At 49.6% G+C, this 15,105-nt stretch carries 13 protein-coding genes; 6 read left to right on the top strand and 7 right to left on the bottom strand.

What is annotated here, in order from left to right:
* Positions 1–31: 31 nt before the first annotated feature.
* From F3F93_RS03650 to F3F93_RS03640, 3 genes are all read right to left on the bottom strand, one after another.
* Positions 32–1,312: an ammonium transporter gene (locus F3F93_RS03650; RefSeq protein WP_176957802.1), complete on the bottom strand. Its 1,281-nt coding sequence runs from the start codon at positions 1,310–1,312 to the stop codon at positions 32–34.
* Positions 1,313–1,325: 13 nt separating this feature from the next.
* Positions 1,326–1,667 (bottom strand): P-II family nitrogen regulator, encoded by a 342-nt coding sequence (locus F3F93_RS03645; RefSeq protein ID WP_176957801.1) that lies wholly within the window; start codon positions 1,665–1,667, stop codon positions 1,326–1,328.
* Between the two features lie 94 nt (positions 1,668–1,761).
* Entirely contained in the window at positions 1,762–2,748 is a 987-nt protein-coding gene (locus tag F3F93_RS03640; RefSeq protein WP_176957800.1) for a porin, read from the bottom strand.
* 286 nt (positions 2,749–3,034) lie between these two features.
* On the opposite strand from F3F93_RS03640, the gene F3F93_RS03635 reads away from it, so the two are divergent.
* The 4 genes from F3F93_RS03635 to F3F93_RS03620 all read left to right on the top strand — a co-directional run bounded on the left by F3F93_RS03635 (position 3,035) and on the right by F3F93_RS03620 (position 6,173).
* Complete coding sequence (locus tag F3F93_RS03635; RefSeq protein ID WP_176957799.1) at positions 3,035–3,550, top strand: hypothetical protein; 516 nt, start codon at positions 3,035–3,037, stop codon at positions 3,548–3,550.
* Entirely contained in the window at positions 3,550–4,437 is an 888-nt protein-coding gene (argB, locus tag F3F93_RS03630) for an acetylglutamate kinase (protein WP_176957860.1), read from the top strand. The genes F3F93_RS03635 and argB overlap by 1 nt, the downstream gene beginning before the upstream one ends.
* Before the next feature lie 198 nt (positions 4,438–4,635).
* Positions 4,636–5,652 carry a ketol-acid reductoisomerase gene (gene ilvC / locus F3F93_RS03625; RefSeq protein WP_176957798.1) on the top strand — a complete coding sequence of 339 codons (1,017 nt, stop codon included), beginning with the start codon at positions 4,636–4,638 and terminating at the stop codon, positions 5,650–5,652.
* 152 nt (positions 5,653–5,804) lie between these two features.
* Positions 5,805–6,173, top strand: coding sequence for a c-type cytochrome (locus F3F93_RS03620; protein WP_176957797.1), 369 nt, complete (start codon positions 5,805–5,807; stop codon positions 6,171–6,173).
* Between the two features lie 43 nt (positions 6,174–6,216).
* Here F3F93_RS03620 and F3F93_RS03615 read toward each other — a convergent pair whose 3' ends face one another.
* The 4 genes from F3F93_RS03615 to nhaA form a co-directional block, all read right to left on the bottom strand.
* The gene (locus tag F3F93_RS03615; RefSeq protein WP_176957796.1) at positions 6,217–6,681 is read right to left on the bottom strand and encodes a pyridoxamine 5'-phosphate oxidase family protein; all 465 of its coding nucleotides are present in this window, start codon (positions 6,679–6,681) and stop codon (positions 6,217–6,219) included.
* A complete protein-coding gene (locus F3F93_RS03610; protein WP_176957795.1) occupies positions 6,678–7,337 on the bottom strand; it encodes a pseudouridine synthase in 660 nt (219 codons plus the stop codon). Before F3F93_RS03610 ends, F3F93_RS03615 begins: the two co-directional genes overlap by 4 nt.
* 65 nt (positions 7,338–7,402) lie before the next feature.
* Entirely contained in the window at positions 7,403–9,361 is a 1,959-nt protein-coding gene (locus F3F93_RS03605) for a diguanylate cyclase (RefSeq protein ID WP_176957794.1), read from the bottom strand.
* 89 nt (positions 9,362–9,450) lie between these two features.
* Complete coding sequence (nhaA, locus tag F3F93_RS03600; protein ID WP_176957793.1) at positions 9,451–10,623, bottom strand: Na+/H+ antiporter NhaA; 1,173 nt, start codon at positions 10,621–10,623, stop codon at positions 9,451–9,453.
* Positions 10,624–10,850: 227 nt separating this feature from the next.
* Between nhaA and F3F93_RS03595 the strand changes: the two genes are divergently transcribed.
* Together F3F93_RS03595 and F3F93_RS03590 are read left to right on the top strand one after the other, a co-directional pair.
* Positions 10,851–12,866 carry a YgiQ family radical SAM protein gene (locus F3F93_RS03595; protein WP_347239190.1) on the top strand — a complete coding sequence of 672 codons (2,016 nt, stop codon included), beginning with the start codon at positions 10,851–10,853 and terminating at the stop codon, positions 12,864–12,866.
* Between the two features lie 356 nt (positions 12,867–13,222).
* On the top strand, positions 13,223–15,094 hold the full coding sequence (locus F3F93_RS03590; protein ID WP_176957791.1) for a diguanylate cyclase: 1,872 nt from the start codon (positions 13,223–13,225) through the stop codon (positions 15,092–15,094).
* Positions 15,095–15,105 lie beyond the last annotated feature (11 nt).

The following is a 15,105-nucleotide window of genomic DNA, read 5'->3' as shown; positions in this document are numbered from 1 at the left end:
ATCCAGCAACAGGATTTTACCTCAAAGGGTATCACTTCCTGTTCTGAGTGAATTCCGGATAGGCCTCCAGACCACACTCACCAACATCCAGACCTTCGTACTCCTCCTCTTCGGAGACACGAATACCCATGATTACCTTCACAATCATCCAGACAATCAGACTGCAGATGAACACCCAGGCAAAGATCACACCGATACCGAGCAACTGCGCTGAGAGTGTTGCATCCGGATTGGAGAGACATACCGCCAGCAGTCCCCAGAGACCAACCACGCCATGCACCGAAATCGCACCTACCGGATCATCGATCTTGAATTTGGTATCAAGTGTAATGATCGAGATGACAACCAGCGCACCACCGATAGCACCAATCAGAGTAGCCAGTTCAGGTGATGGCGTCAGAGGTTCAGCGGTGATCGACACAAGGCCGGCCAGAGCGCCATTGAGCGCCATGGTAAGATCGGCTTTACCAAACCAGAGACGAGCAAGCAGCAGAGCTGCAACACATCCACCTGCAGCAGCCATATTGGTATTTACAAAGACCATGGCTGTTGCATTGGCTTCAGCGATGTCGGAGACCTTCAGCTCTGAACCACCATTAAAACCAAACCAACCCATCCAGAGAATGAAGGTACCCAGTGTAGCCATCGGCAGGTTCGCACCCGGAATCGCATTCACCGAGCCATCCTTACCATACTTGCCTTTACGAGCACCAAGCAGCAGCACACCTGCAAGTGCTGCAGCAGCACCCGCCATATGAACCACACCCGAACCTGCAAAATCAAGGAAGCCTGCTTCATCAAGGAAACCGCCGCCCCACTTCCACATACCCTGAGTCGGATAGATAATACCGGTAAATACGATAGCAAAGGCAAAGAAAGCCCACAGCTTCATGCGCTCGGCAACGGCACCGGAAACAATCGACATCGCGGTAGCTACAAACACCACCTGGAAGAAGAAGTCCGACAGGTTGGAGTAGTACGGCGCATCTTCACCACCGGCCAGCACTGCAGCCGCCTCATTATCACCACCGAGACCGAAACTGATGCCCGGGATGATCGATGAGATCGAATCACCATACATAATGTTATAACCGATCAGCATGTACATAATACATGCGATGGAATAGAGCACGATATTCTTGGTCAGAATCTCGGCCGTGTTTTTTGAGCGGACAAGGCCAGCCTCCAGCATGGAGAAGCCGGCGGCCATCCACATCACGAATGCACCCATCACCAGAAAGTAAAAAGTATCCAGTGCATATTTGGTCTGCAGGATATCTCCTGCCAACTGTGTTGTTGCAATTGGTTCCATGATTTACCTCCTTTTAACTTAACGCTTCCACATCGGATTCACCGGTGCGGATACGAATGACTTTTTCAACATCACTGACGAAGATCTTACCATCGCCAACTTTTCCTGAACGGGCGGCCTCGACAATGGCATCAATCACCGCATCCACCATATCGGAGGTCACCACCACAGTGATCTCTGTCTTGGGCACAAAGTCCACGCTGTACTCGGCACCGCGATAGAGTTCGGTGTGCCCCTTTTGGCGGCCGTGGCCCCTTACTTCGGTCACTGTCAGGCCTGTCACCCCGACTGCGATCAATTTATCTTTCACATCGTCCAGCCTGAATGGCTTGATAATGGCTCGAATCATTTTCATAATTGCATCTCCTTATAATTCTCTCACACGTGAATTTGCTGGGATCCGGGAGACGGTTGCAGCCGTCTCCCTTTCCATTTCTAATCGGGGAAGCTTAGAAGCTATAGGTCATTTCAAAGGCATAGCTGTTTATGCTTGTGCTTGGCACAACAGTCTTGTCCCTGTCATTACGGAACTCGAACAGTGCACCCAGGCCATCACCCAGCGCGGCAGTTAACGCAACTGTTGTTGCGGTCATTTTGCCTACAGCAGCAGTGTCAGGATCCCATTGACCATATCGGCCTGTTACACCAAGCATTTCTGTGAAATCGTAGTGGGCGGTCACGAAATAGCCCTGAGATGTGGCATTCAATGCAGTCCAGTTCTTATTTTTAGCAAATTCAGCACCGATAATCAGGTTTTCAACCAGCTCCAGTGTCAGATCAATATCATAAGTTCTGTACTTCAACGCCTGATATACACCACCAAGGTTATCACCAGTCAGATAAGAGAAACCGATATTGATGCCTTCAATCGGAGTAATTCCCAGTCGGCCACCGAAGGTTTTCACACCCGTTGTAGTATTAGCGGCATTGGTATCGGTGCCGTTTGCAGCATAAACAATCAGGTCTGCAATTCCGAAGCTTGTCGCAAGCGAAACACCTGTCAGATTTGTTGGCAGTGCATTGTTAAACACCAGCGCATGTGAATACTGATACATATCTGGCGCATCGAGAAGTTCCCAACCGATAGGTGCATTAAACTTACCAAAGGTGAATGTCAGCCCCTCATCACCAATGCCTGGAAGCGTGTAATATACATAGCCTTGCTCAAACGGTGTGGCACCAAAGCCATCAGCAGTAGATTCAAGGTCGAAACGCAGCCCCACATTGCCGGCGGAATATTCGATATCGATCTCCACCTGATCCAGGGTAATACCGCCCTTTAATGGACCATTAGATTGAAAGTAAGCAGCATCGACAAAACCACTGATTTGAATTTTATCCAGTTTATCCTGCAAGCTACCAGACCACCCCATTGATGGAGAGGCCATCAGGCCTAGTCCCAGTAGCGCTGCCATTGCACTATTTTGTACTTTCATATTTAACTCCTCTGTTATAAATATTTTTTGCTGAACCAGATGCTTTCTTATAGCAGGCCATATGCCACCCGTGCCAAAATGAAATAGTCCTTTATTATTGAGTGCTTATGTTTTTTTACCCAAGTGTGATAAAATTACAATGCATAAGATTTAGGCAGAGATGCATGATTGTTAAGCAGCAGCCCCAACAATAAACAAGCCATAAAAGAAGAAAGGTCAGGTCGGCGTGATTTCAATGCTGAAAGCAGCTAGTATGCGTGCAATCACGATCAGGAAAGGGAGCAGCATGAATATCGATTTTACTTTTGCGCCATGGGGCATGGCATTTGCAGCACTGATGCTTGTTATCGGTAACGGCGTATGGATGAACCACCTGGCCAGAAACAGAGCATGGATGGGGTGGCTGCTGTGGAGCAGTTCAGCAACGCTGATCCTGATTGTCGGCGCGGCTATCGAGCAGCAAATGGGTAACGGGTCTGGCATATGGGCTGGACTAACCAATGTGAATAAAGAGAACCACTGGATCGTTATCACCCTCTACGCGCTGATCTCCATTCCCGGTGCAGCCAGTGTTCTGTTTCGTCAACCGGTGATCTGGACACGACTGGCAGTATTGACCACGGCAATTATCGTGCTGATTCCACTGGGACGGCAACTGCAGGATCCTAATGACTCACGGTTGCTGTTAAGTCTTGGCATCACCGCTACAACTGCAGCCCTGATATGGCTCTGGTCAAAACTGCTTGACTGTGAGCCTGAACATGCACGGAAAACCGTACCGCTTGAGGAGATGAGCCAATGATGAAACATAGTGCAGCACGTGCCGCAACGCTGGTTGAAGCACTCCCCTACCTGCAACGTTTTGCCGATAAAACCATCGTTATTAAATATGGTGGCAACGCCATGGTCGAAGAGGATCTCAAAGCCAGCTTTGCCTCAGATATCACCCTGCTCAAACAGGTGGGCATCAATCCTGTTGTTATCCATGGTGGCGGCCCACAGATCGGCAACCTGCTGAAGAAGATCGGCAAGGAGGCCAAATTCATCGATGGCATGCGGGTTACCGACAGTGAGACGATGGATGTGGTAGAGATGGTGCTGGCCGGTCTGGTGAACAAAGAGATTGTCGGCAACGTCAACAGAGCCGGCGGCAAAGCTATTGGCCTCTCCGGCAAGGATGGCGGACTGATCTGCGCACGCAAAATGAAGTTTGAGAAGAATGCACCGGAGCTGGATGTGCCTGAGATTATCGATCTTGGCCATGTTGGTCAGGTTCACTCGATCAACACAGAGATTCTCAACCTGCTGGATACCGACCGTTTTATTCCGGTGATTGCTCCGGTCGGCTATCACAAGGATGAGGGGCAGAGCTACAACATCAATGCTGATCTGGTTGCCGGTGCTATTGCGCAGGCGCTGGGAGCGGCCAAACTGATTCTGCTGACCGATGTTGCCGGTGTACTCGATAATGATAAAAACCTCTGCTCCAGACTGACTCCGTCAGAAACCAGGGCGATGATCGCTGATGGCACTATTGCCGGTGGCATGATCCCCAAGGTTACCTGCTGTCTGGATGCTGTAGCGGCTGGCGTAAAACAGGCCCATATCATTGATGGTCGTGTCCCGCATGCACTGCTGCTTGAGATACTCACCGATGACGGTGTCGGCACAGTCTTCAGCGAGGATTAACACCCACCTCGAACGGCACAAATCACAGCAGGAAGAGCAAACAGATAAACAGCGAATAATCCAAACGCTCTATATTTCCTCGCGCTCTTCCTGTTCTTCGTGGCAAACAGCTCAAAAGTGGGTGAACTTTAGCGGTGAAACGTATATGCTGCGCCGCCTTAAAAATATTATTACAACCAATTGCACAGGAGAAACCTCATGGCTCTAAACGTCTATTACGATAAAGACGCAGATCTTTCGATCATCAAAAGTAAAAAAGTAGCGATCATTGGTTACGGATCCCAGGGCCATGCGCACGCTACCAACCTCAACGATTCCGGCGTAGACGTTACTGTCGGCCTGCGTGCAGGCTCTTCATCTGTTGCCAAAGCTGAGGCACACGGCCTGAAAGTTACCAACGTAGCTGATGCTGTTGCCGGTGCTGATATCGTCATGGTACTCACCCCTGACGAGTTCCAGTCCGTCCTCTACCGTGACGAGCTTGAGCCAAACCTGAAACAGGGTGCCACCCTCGCTTTCGCGCACGGTTTTGCCATCCACTACAATCAGGTTGTACCACGTGCTGATCTCGACGTTGTCATGATCGCCCCTAAAGCACCCGGTCACACTGTTCGCTCTGAATTTGTCAGAGGCGGAGGTATCCCTGATCTGATCGCTATCCATCAGGATGCAACAGGCACAGCGAAAGAGGTCTGCCTCTCTTACGCATCGGCTATCGGTGGCGGCCGTACCGGCATTATTGAAACCACATTCAAGGATGAGACTGAAACCGATCTGTTCGGTGAGCAGGCTGTTCTGTGTGGTGGTGCTGTTGAGCTGGTCAAAGCAGGTTTTGAAACCCTGACTGAAGCAGGTTACGCACCGGAGATGGCATACTTTGAGTGCCTGCACGAGCTAAAGCTGATTGTTGATCTGATGTATGAAGGCGGCATCGCCAACATGAACTACTCGATCTCCAACAATGCTGAGTATGGTGAGTATGTGACCGGTCCTCGCGTGATTAACGATGAGTCCCGCAAGGCGATGAAAGAGTGTCTGCACAACATCCAGACAGGTGAATACGCCAAGCAGTTCATCCTTGAAGGTGCAACCAACTACGCTTCGATGACTGCTGCACGTCGCAACAACGCAGCACACCCGATCGAACAGACTGGTGCCAAGCTTCGTGCAATGATGCCATGGATCAACAAGATCGTGGATCAGTCTAAAAACTGATTTTTTTGAGGTAACTCTCCTCTACTTAATGAAATAGGGAGCCGTAAGGCTCCCTTTTTTTTATGTGCGCGTATTTTTTACCCCCTGCATCCCATTGACATATAATTATATCATAATATTATGCGTTAATTCTTTACCAACAGGAGCAGACAATGAAAAAGATTATCATGATTACCACAGCAGCAACCATGTTCATGAGCGGTGTTGCCATTACAGAAGCTATAGCTGGTGCAGAAAGCAAATGTAAGGCGTGCCACACCTTTGATCAGGGTGACAAAAATAAGGTCGGTCCGAATCTGTTCGGCATCATGGGTAAAAAGGCTGGTTCTGTTGAAGGTTTTAAATATGGCAGCTACCTTGCCAGTGCCGATTTCGTGTGGAATGAGGAGAATATGAAAGCATGGATCGCCGACTCCAAAGGCATGGCAAAGGCAGCCGGAGGCAAGAGCAAGATGGGCTCTCAGAAGGTAACCGGTGCAGATGCAGATGAGGTCATCGCATTCCTCAACGGTCTAAAATAATTCATATCTATTCATCGAAAAGACGACCTTCGGGTCGTCTTTTTTATGGAGCCAAGGTGATGTTATACCATTGACCCTGCGTAACCTTTCGAGCCCTGCCAAAGCCCCCTACCCAGTGAATGGACTCAGGTTTGAATTTGAACAGACGGAAGTCGCCAAACCCAAAAAGTGATTCGGCATACGGAATTGCACTCAGATAAGCGGCTTTTGCTGCTTCAAGCCTATCTTCTGTAACAGGAGTGGCTTCACCCTGCAGACTCAACCTGGGTAGTGCCAAAGGTGAATCAGCTTCAGTTTCTGGCGTGCAGATCATCAGCCCAATAGCGGCACTATTCTCAATGTTCATCGTATGGGCTGCCAGTTTTGATAGATGCAGAAGAATATCTCCCTCATGTATGGCAAAGGGCGCCATCGATGACTCGGGCCCATGCCGCCCCTGTGTGGCTAAAAAACTTATTTTCGACTGACGAAGCAGTATCTTGATTCCCTCTTGCCAGCTTTCACTCATCTGCGAGCTCTCTTTTCTCTACCTCTGTTAGAACCTCGATCTCTTGCTGTCGGCCCCGGCTTGTTGCTACCTCTTGAACGCCTGGTCTTCTGTTGAGGAAAGAACTCCCACAACGGCTGCTCTTCCACTTCAGCGTATTCTCCGGGATTCAATCCCTCAAGGCTGATCGGGCCGATGGCATAGCGGATCAGACGCAGGGTTGGAAAACCGACTGCTGCCGTCATACGCCTCACCTGCCGATTACGCCCTTCACATATTTCGATTTGAATCCACGAAGTGGGGATCTCCGCCCGTTCCCGGATCGGTGGATCACGCGGCCAGAGAGAGGCTGGTGGAGGGATCTCCTCAACCTGTGCAGGCAAAGTCATGCCATCCTTGAGCTGCACGCCCTCACGAAGCTTCTGTAGTGCCTGATCACTAATCTGACCATCCACCTGCACCCAATAGATCTTGTAAAGTTTGTAATCCGGATGCGAGATGCGATTCTGTAACAGCCCGTCACTGGTCAACAGCAGCAACCCCTCACTATCACGATCCAGTCGACCAGCAGCATAAATTCCCGGCATATCGATAAAATCGGCCAAGGCCTTGCGACCCGTTTCATCAGTGAACTGGCTCAACACCTGGTAGGGTTTATTAAAGCGAAGTGTGGTCATGACCGCCCCCACTCTGGATTGCCATTTCTCATACCGCAATCAGATAAGGTGAAAAAACCGGCAGCTTATGCCTGCTCTTCCTGACTGATCACAACCCGGTTACGGCCACTATCCTTGGCCTTGTAGAGAGCGCCATCGGCTCGCTCCAGCCAGGACTCAATGGAGGTATCCCAGTTCTGCTCAAGAGAGGCCAGACCGATCGATATAGTCCAGGATATATGCTCATTTTTATAGATGGTACTCATCTGCTCTGCAGCCTCGCGCAACCGTTCAGCCAGAATAGTGGCACTCTGTGAATCGGTATGCGGCAGAATAATCACAAACTCCTCGCCGCCATAGCGCGCCACCACATCCACAGTTCGCGTCATCTTGCGCATCAGCTCAGCAAATTCGATCAGGCAGGCATCACCTGCGGCATGGCCGTAGTGATCATTCACCTTTTTGAAATAATCGATATCAAGAAACATAAGCGATATCGGATGTTTATATCGTCTGGAGCGAGAAAGCTCTTCAATAATTCGCGTATCAAATGTGATGCGGTTATAGAGTCCGGTCAGGCCATCCTTGCTGGCCATCGCCTCCAGCTGCCGCTCAAGTTTTTTCGTTTCGGTGATATCATGAATAATCGCACCATAATAGTGCTCGCCATCCGAACCCCAGGTTGAGAGAGAAAAACGTATATCGATCTCTTCTCCATCTTTCTTCAGGCCATGCAACTCCATGGTTTTATCAATAAGTACTGGATAACCGTTCTCTTTATAGTGCTGGATACCCTGATTGTGCATCTCCCGATAGCGTTCAGGCATGATCATGGTCACCTGTTCACCAAGCGTCTCAGACTCCGTATAACCGAAGGTATAGGTGGCGCCGCCATTCCATGAAACAATTTCTCCATCTCCATCGGTAATAATAATGGCATCTTTTGCAGTCTCAGTGACTGATCTAAAGCGCCGCTCTGAAACCATTAACTGCTTCTCGGCAAGATGGTGCCTATTCATCGCATCGGCACCAATCCATGAACCAATCGCAAACAACAGTGCAAAGATCACATTGAACAGTATATAGCGTTCACGTTGAACCTGACTTATCAAATCCAGTTCCTGCGGTGATACATAGGAGATGATCCACCACCAATTCGAAGTTGCAGAAGGATTAATCGAATGCCCTTCCAGTGTTGGGGCTGCTGAAATCCTCGTATAGGCAAAAAAGCCGGAATCCAGAGAGAGGGTGCCATTTTCACTGCTCATCACTATTTTTGCAGCTTCAGGAAAGCGTTTCTGGAATGTTCTATCCCTACCTTCGGAAAACATAAACCCCCACTCATCCTCACGCTGCAACCCCTTCAACCAATAGCCCTCGGCATTGATCAACAATGTTTTCCCGACGCCTGCAGATACCAGCTTCTCAAACGGACTAAGCAGCCCCTCACCAACCATATTAAGAATGATTATGGCGCGTTTATTGCCACGCTCATCAAATATTGGAGTTGCCATCCGAATGACAGGATTCAGTGGCTGTTGGATTGCCCCGTGTTCGATATTCAGATCAAATGGAGAGATATAGAATTCGCCCTCACCCAGTGCGACAATCTCTTTAAAGTAATACCTCTCGCTTTTATTCTGCAGTTTGGATGCTTGAATAACCACGGGAGCTCCGCTATTGCTGTTAACGCGAAAAATTTCATTACCATCAAGATCGAGGATTCGAGCCTGATCATAAATATCCTTATGCTCCATAAATGCTACAATCTCATTGGCCAGATCATGACGATGAGTTTCGCCATCACTGGCAAACAGGAGTTTCAGTTCATGCTGTGAGGAGAGCACCATCAAATCCGACATGAACAGGTTCAGGGTCTTCTCAATACTCTCTTTCTGATACGTAAGCAGAGAGGCATGTTTGGATTGCAGTCGAGCCTGATCTGCCTCTATGGTGGTAAAATAGAGGTTCAACGAAATGGCCGTAGTAATCAACACAAGCGGCACAAAAAATGTAAGGAACCGCTTCAGTCGGAAAGATAGCATCTAGTTCAATCAACTCCTGTCGAAATAGAAAAGGTAAAGCTCATTGGAGAGCGTATCACCCAATCACCATCTATTCTATCGACAGAAACTTATTGAGGATTAATCAAAGCCCTCTTCAGCCACAGGTAGCCACATATTGCGGAGAGTGTGGAGGCAGCAATGATACCCAGGCGCTCATCGAAGAAGAGGTTCTCCCCCCCACTCTCAAAGGCCAGCGAACCGATAAACAGACTCATCGTAAAGCCAACGCCGCAAAGCAGTGAAACGCCATAGATCAGTGACCAGCTCACCTTAGAAGGCAGCGTCGCCAGCCCCATCTTCACAGCCAGCCAGGCAAAGGTAAAAACACCCAGCTGTTTACCGACAAACAGGCCCAGAGCAATACCAACGGTCACCGGATGCAGCAGTTGATCCAAGCCCGTCTCTTTAAAACTCAGCCCTGAATTGGCAAAAGCAAACAGAGGAAGGACCACAAAAGCCACCAGAGCATGCAGATCATGTTCCAACTCTTTAAGCGGAGAGCGATCTCTCTCCGGGTCACGAGCCAGTGGAATAAACATCGCCACGATCACACCTGCCAGTGTCGCGTGCACACCCGATTTCAGTACTGCCACCCACATAATTACTGCAAAAAGGATATAGGGGGTCAATCTGTATACATGAGAGCGATTCAGTAGCGCCAATCCGGCAATGCAAACAGCAGCAATGATCAAGCTGATGGTCGAGATCTCAGAGGTATAGAAGATAGCAATAATGATGATCGCCCCCAGATCATCGAAAATTGCCAGAGAGACCAGAAAAGTTTTCAGTGCCAGCGGTACGCGATCACCAAGCAGAGTGAGAATGGCAAGCGCAAAAGCGATGTCTGTTGCTGTGGGCACAGCCCACCCTTCAAGTGCTACCGGATCACCACGATTGATAAGGATATAGATCAGCGCAGGCACGACCATGCCACCCACTGCAGCAAAAGCAGGAAGAGCAATCGCTCTGGCTGAGGATAGTTCCCCTTCAAGCATCTCGCGCTTTAACTCCAGACCGACAATGAAGAAGAACACAGCCATCAAGCCATCATTAATCCACAACAGCAGAGGTTTGGCGATCTGCAGTGCACCGACACGCACCTCTACAGGCGTATCAAGCAGAAGATCGTAGTAGTGTGAGAGTGGTGAGTTGGCCAGTATCACAGCCAGACAGGCCGCTGCAATGAGCAGGATACCACTGGCTGACTCCAGTTTAAGAAAAGATCTGATTGCTGAAATCATTGTAACTCCATCACTTTGATGGATGCGATTTTGGCCACCCTGTGATTAAAAACCAGTTAAATTTAAAAGCAACTCAGAACATCGAATAGGCACAACTTTCGATATAAGCATCAACCGGCTTTGACTGATAGGATGCGGCCATGACCAAAGAGCAGAAAACTCACAAACGCTCGATTCTGAGTTGGCCGAAATATCGGTCTGAGCTTACCCCTGCTCAGCAACTCCCTATGAGCAGAGCCGAGATGGATCAATTGGGTTGGGATAGTTGCGACATCATCATCGTAACCGGTGATGCCTATATCGATCACCCTAGCTTTGGCATGGCTGTGATTGGCCGTGTACTCGAGGCGCAGGGCTTTCGGGTTGGCATTATCTCTCAACCGGACTGGAAATCTGCTGATGCATTCCGCACGCTCGGTGCGCCGAACCTCTTTTTCGGTGTGACTGCCGGCAATATGGATTCGATGGTCAATCACTACACATCCGAGCGCCGTATCCGCTCTGATGATGCCTATACCCCGGATGGCGTAGCAGGCAAACGGCCGGATAGGGCCGTTACCGTCTATGCCCAGCGCTGCCGCGAAGCCTTTAAAGGTGTGCCGGTGATTATCGGTAGTATTGAGGCCAGCCTGCGCCGTATCGCCCACTACGACTACTGGTCAGACACGGTTCGCCGCTCCGTTCTGCCTGACTCCAAAGCGGACATGCTGGTTTTTGGTAATGCTGAGTCTCAGATCATCGAGGTCGCACATAGATTAGCTGGTGGTGACTCGGTCAAAGAGATTACCGATCTGCGCGGCACAGCCATCATGCGCAACACGATTCCCGATGGCTGGCATGAGATCGACTCACGTGAACTGGACACGCCGGGCAAGCTAATTGAGCACCCTGACCCTTATGCCATGAAAGATAGTGCCACACAGGCCTGTGCGACTCAGGATGAGGCAGAACCGCTGCGTCTGATGTCCCGCTCACTGGAGAGTGCCAACACAGTGATTCGCCTCCCCTCATATGAAGAGGTCAAAGAGAGTCCGGTTCTCTACGCCCACGCCTCCCGTCTGATGCATCTGGAGACCAATCCGGGCAATGCGCGGGCGCTGGTGCAACGCCATGGCAATCGGGATGTCTGGCTTAATCCTCCCCCTATCCCGCTGAGCACCGGTGAAATGGATTTTGTGTTCGGACTGCCCTACTCACGCACACCGCACCAGAGTTATGGAAACCGTAGAATTCCAGCCTATGACATGATCAAACACTCCGTGAACATCATGCGCGGCTGCTTTGGGGGCTGTACCTTCTGCTCAATCACCGAGCATGAGGGGCGCATCATCCAGAGCCGCTCTGAAGATTCGATCATCCATGAGATCGAAGAGATTCGTGATAAAACACCGGGTTTTGCCGGCACCATCTCCGATCTGGGCGGACCTACTGCCAATATGTATCGGCTGGCCTGCAAGTCGAAAGAGATTGAGGCGGCCTGCCGCAAACCATCCTGTGTCTTTCCAGGCATATGCAAAAACCTCAATACCGACCATACCCCTCTGATCAGGCTCTACCGCAGGGCGCGCTCCCTTCGCGGCATTAAACGCATCTTTATCGCATCGGGGCTGCGCTATGATCTGGCGGTTGAATCACCGGAGTATATTGAGGAGCTGGCCACCTATCATGTCGGGGGGTATCTGAAAATTGCGCCGGAACACACTGAAGAGGGCCCGCTCAACAAGATGATGAAACCGGGTATCGGCAGCTTTGACCGCTTCAAAAAGATGTTTGAAGCCGCATCAAAGCGGGCCGGCAAAAAACAGTATCTCATCCCCTACTTTATCGCCGCCCATCCGGGCACAAGTGATGAGGATATGCTTAATCTGGCGCTATGGCTGAAAGCCAACCAGTTCAGGCCTGATCAGGTGCAGGCTTTCCTGCCATCACCCATGGCTACAGCCAGTGCGATGTATTATTCGGAGAGAAATCCGTTGCGCAAAATAAGCAACAAAAGTGAAAAGGTCTTCACACCCAAACGCAAAAAACAGCGTGATCTGCACAAGGCTTTTCTGCGTTATCACGATCCTGAAAACTGGCCGCTACTGCGTGAAGCACTCAAAAAAATGGGCCGCACCGATCTTATCGGTAACGGCCCGGATCAGCTGATCCCATCCACTTCGATGAGGAGGCATGAGGCAGGAGGGTCATCAGCTGCAAAACCTCAGCGCCCGTTGCATAAAAGGCGCGTGAGGAGACGTTAAATCTTAACTGTTATTTGGCAAACAGCGGACGAGGAAACGGGTAAATGGTCTGACGCGTGTCGTTCTGATCAGCTTTCGCGTTCATTTTTTCGTTTTCAACCTGTTTTTCAATCATAACATCTACTCCTTTGAAACAACGTCACTTTATCCACAGCACTAAAACTAACCTCCTGACATGCATCAACTGTGACCGACCTCACTAGTAAGAGCGTCTCTTCGATAAAGCTCTGACACCCATTCCATAGATTTGTCTTAAACGCTTCGCTTCAGTTGAGTTAGCGTGACTGAATCACCATTAAGTTGGCCCGATTTATGCGTATAAAAGTGAATCAGGTCATATTCAACGGGGTGAATATATGCGCATTCGGACCAAAGTTTCTATTCTTATTCTGCTATCCACACTGGCCATGGTGGTGATGCTGGCCGGTGTATCACTGCTCTCCTTCCGCTCCACTTCACTGGAGAATGAGAGAGAACATGGAGAGATGGCATCTGAACTGGCTCGCAATGAACTACTACTGAGCTTTCTTGCTGGCGACTACGATCATGAGGCATTGGAAAAACATATTAGAAGTCATATTGCCGATCTGCATGAAATCCGCATCGTGCGCACGCAGGCGACAGAGAAGCAGTACGGCAAAGGGACTCATGAGCCCAATGATGCAGAAAAAATAGCCCTGAGAACCGGCACTTCAAATGATCGCATGATCGAAACGGCCGAGGGTGTAAAATACCAGTACATCACCCCCTACTACGCTGAAAAAACATGCCTGCAGTGCCACGACGTCAACGAAGGTACACTGCTCGGTCTGGTGAATATCGAACTGGATCTTACAGATCAGCGTGCCACTGCCTTATCCTCAACCTATGTTCTCATTGCTGCATTTATAGTCTTCGCCATTCTGCTCGGTTATGTTTTAAGACAACTACTCATGCCTATCGTTGCCACCGCCACATCGATGCGTGATGTGGTTGCCCATGCCAAGGAGGGCAACTTTTCAGGAAGAATGGAAGAGGGTCGCAATGATGAACTGGGTCAGGTAGCAACCCAAACCAATCACCTCATGGATACGCTGGAGCAGAGTTTTGGCACCATTATCAAAGAGGTCGAATCGATGGAGGTTCACAGCATCACAACTGGTGAGGGTAACCTGCTCACCCGTACGGTGGACTCGGTAAAAACTATGGTGGGTGCCGTACGCTTTAAACAGACTATTGAAGAGGATCGCAACCTTGGTGATGTCTATGAACGCATTTTTCAGGCACTCACAGACACCTTCCAGATCAAACGCTTTTCACTCTATGAAGTGAACCATGACAAACAGCTGATGAAACTGATCTATGCGCATGGACTTCCGGAAGAGCAAATGCTCTGGTGCAACCCTGAGGTCAATGTCGATTCGTCTGCATGCAGAGCCTGCAGAACTGCCCACGATGTTAATTCTGAAGAGGAGGAGAATATCTGCACCTCATTTGCCGGTAACCGCATCTGCTCCAAAGATGAGATTCATCTGCACCACTTCTGCATCCCGCTGATGCAGGGTGGGCGTATCGGGGTTGTGTTGCAAATCATCCATGAGGATAGTGAAGCCGCAGAGATCAAAAAGAAGCTGCCGTTTATCCGTACTTACTTCAGTGAAGCTTCGCCGGTGATTGAGTCCAAGCGCCTCACAGAGGTGTTGCATGCATCGACTCTCAAGGATCCGATGACTGATCTTTATAACCGCCGTTTCCTTGATCAATTCAAATCACGGCTGATTGCTTCAGCCCAGCGCAGTAAAAAGAAGATCGGCCTGCTGATGTGCGATGTCGATTTTTTCAAAGATACCAATGACACCTATGGGCACAAGGTTGGTGATACTGTTCTGATCGGCACGGCCAAGATACTCACTAAAGCAGTGCGCCTCTCAGATTATGTCATCCGATATGGTGGTGAAGAGTTTCTGGTCATCATTACTGATGCCGAAGAGGCTAAAACACTGGAGATTGCTGAACGCATTCGACGCACACTTGAAGAGAATCAGTTCAGTGCTGAATCATCTGCATTCAACAAAACACTCTCCATCGGTGTCGCCATCTACTCGGATGATTCTGATGATCTGGATCAATGTATCCATCTGGCCGACACAGCGCTCTATGTCGCTAAAAATACAGGCCGCAATCAGGTAGTTCGGTATCAGGAAGGCATGCTCAAAGATGAGCCCGACAGTGAGATACAGGTTTTATAAAAGCTGAAGAG

The organism is Mariprofundus sp. KV, assembly GCF_013387475.1.
In the GTDB taxonomy this organism is placed as follows: Bacteria; Pseudomonadota; Zetaproteobacteria; order Mariprofundales; family Mariprofundaceae; genus Mariprofundus.
The sequence above is the reverse complement of the archived record's forward strand: the minus strand, read 5'-3'. Positions and strand labels throughout refer to the sequence as shown.

Excerpts from the sequence above, each read along its gene's own strand:
- F3F93_RS03605 (WP_176957794.1), bottom strand. The coding sequence starts at position 9,361 with ATGCTATCTTTCCGACTGAAGCGGTTCCTTACATTTTTTGTGCCGCTT.
- F3F93_RS03650 (WP_176957802.1), bottom strand. The coding sequence starts at position 1,312 with ATGGAACCAATTGCAACAACACAGTTGGCAGGAGATATCCTGCAGACC.
- F3F93_RS03615 (WP_176957796.1), bottom strand. The coding sequence starts at position 6,681 with ATGAGTGAAAGCTGGCAAGAGGGAATCAAGATACTGCTTCGTCAGTCG.
- F3F93_RS03645 (WP_176957801.1), bottom strand. The coding sequence starts at position 1,667 with ATGAAAATGATTCGAGCCATTATCAAGCCATTCAGGCTGGACGATGTG.
- argB (WP_176957860.1), top strand. The coding sequence starts at position 3,550 with ATGAAACATAGTGCAGCACGTGCCGCAACGCTGGTTGAAGCACTCCCC.
- F3F93_RS03635 (WP_176957799.1), top strand. The coding sequence starts at position 3,035 with ATGAATATCGATTTTACTTTTGCGCCATGGGGCATGGCATTTGCAGCA.
- nhaA (WP_176957793.1), bottom strand. The coding sequence starts at position 10,623 with ATGATTTCAGCAATCAGATCTTTTCTTAAACTGGAGTCAGCCAGTGGT.
- F3F93_RS03595 (WP_347239190.1), top strand. The coding sequence starts at position 10,851 with ATGAGCAGAGCCGAGATGGATCAATTGGGTTGGGATAGTTGCGACATC.
- F3F93_RS03590 (WP_176957791.1), top strand. The coding sequence starts at position 13,223 with ATGCGCATTCGGACCAAAGTTTCTATTCTTATTCTGCTATCCACACTG.
- ilvC (WP_176957798.1), top strand. The coding sequence starts at position 4,636 with ATGGCTCTAAACGTCTATTACGATAAAGACGCAGATCTTTCGATCATC.
- F3F93_RS03610 (WP_176957795.1), bottom strand. The coding sequence starts at position 7,337 with ATGACCACACTTCGCTTTAATAAACCCTACCAGGTGTTGAGCCAGTTC.
- F3F93_RS03640 (WP_176957800.1), bottom strand. The coding sequence starts at position 2,748 with ATGAAAGTACAAAATAGTGCAATGGCAGCGCTACTGGGACTAGGCCTG.
- F3F93_RS03620 (WP_176957797.1), top strand. The coding sequence starts at position 5,805 with ATGAAAAAGATTATCATGATTACCACAGCAGCAACCATGTTCATGAGC.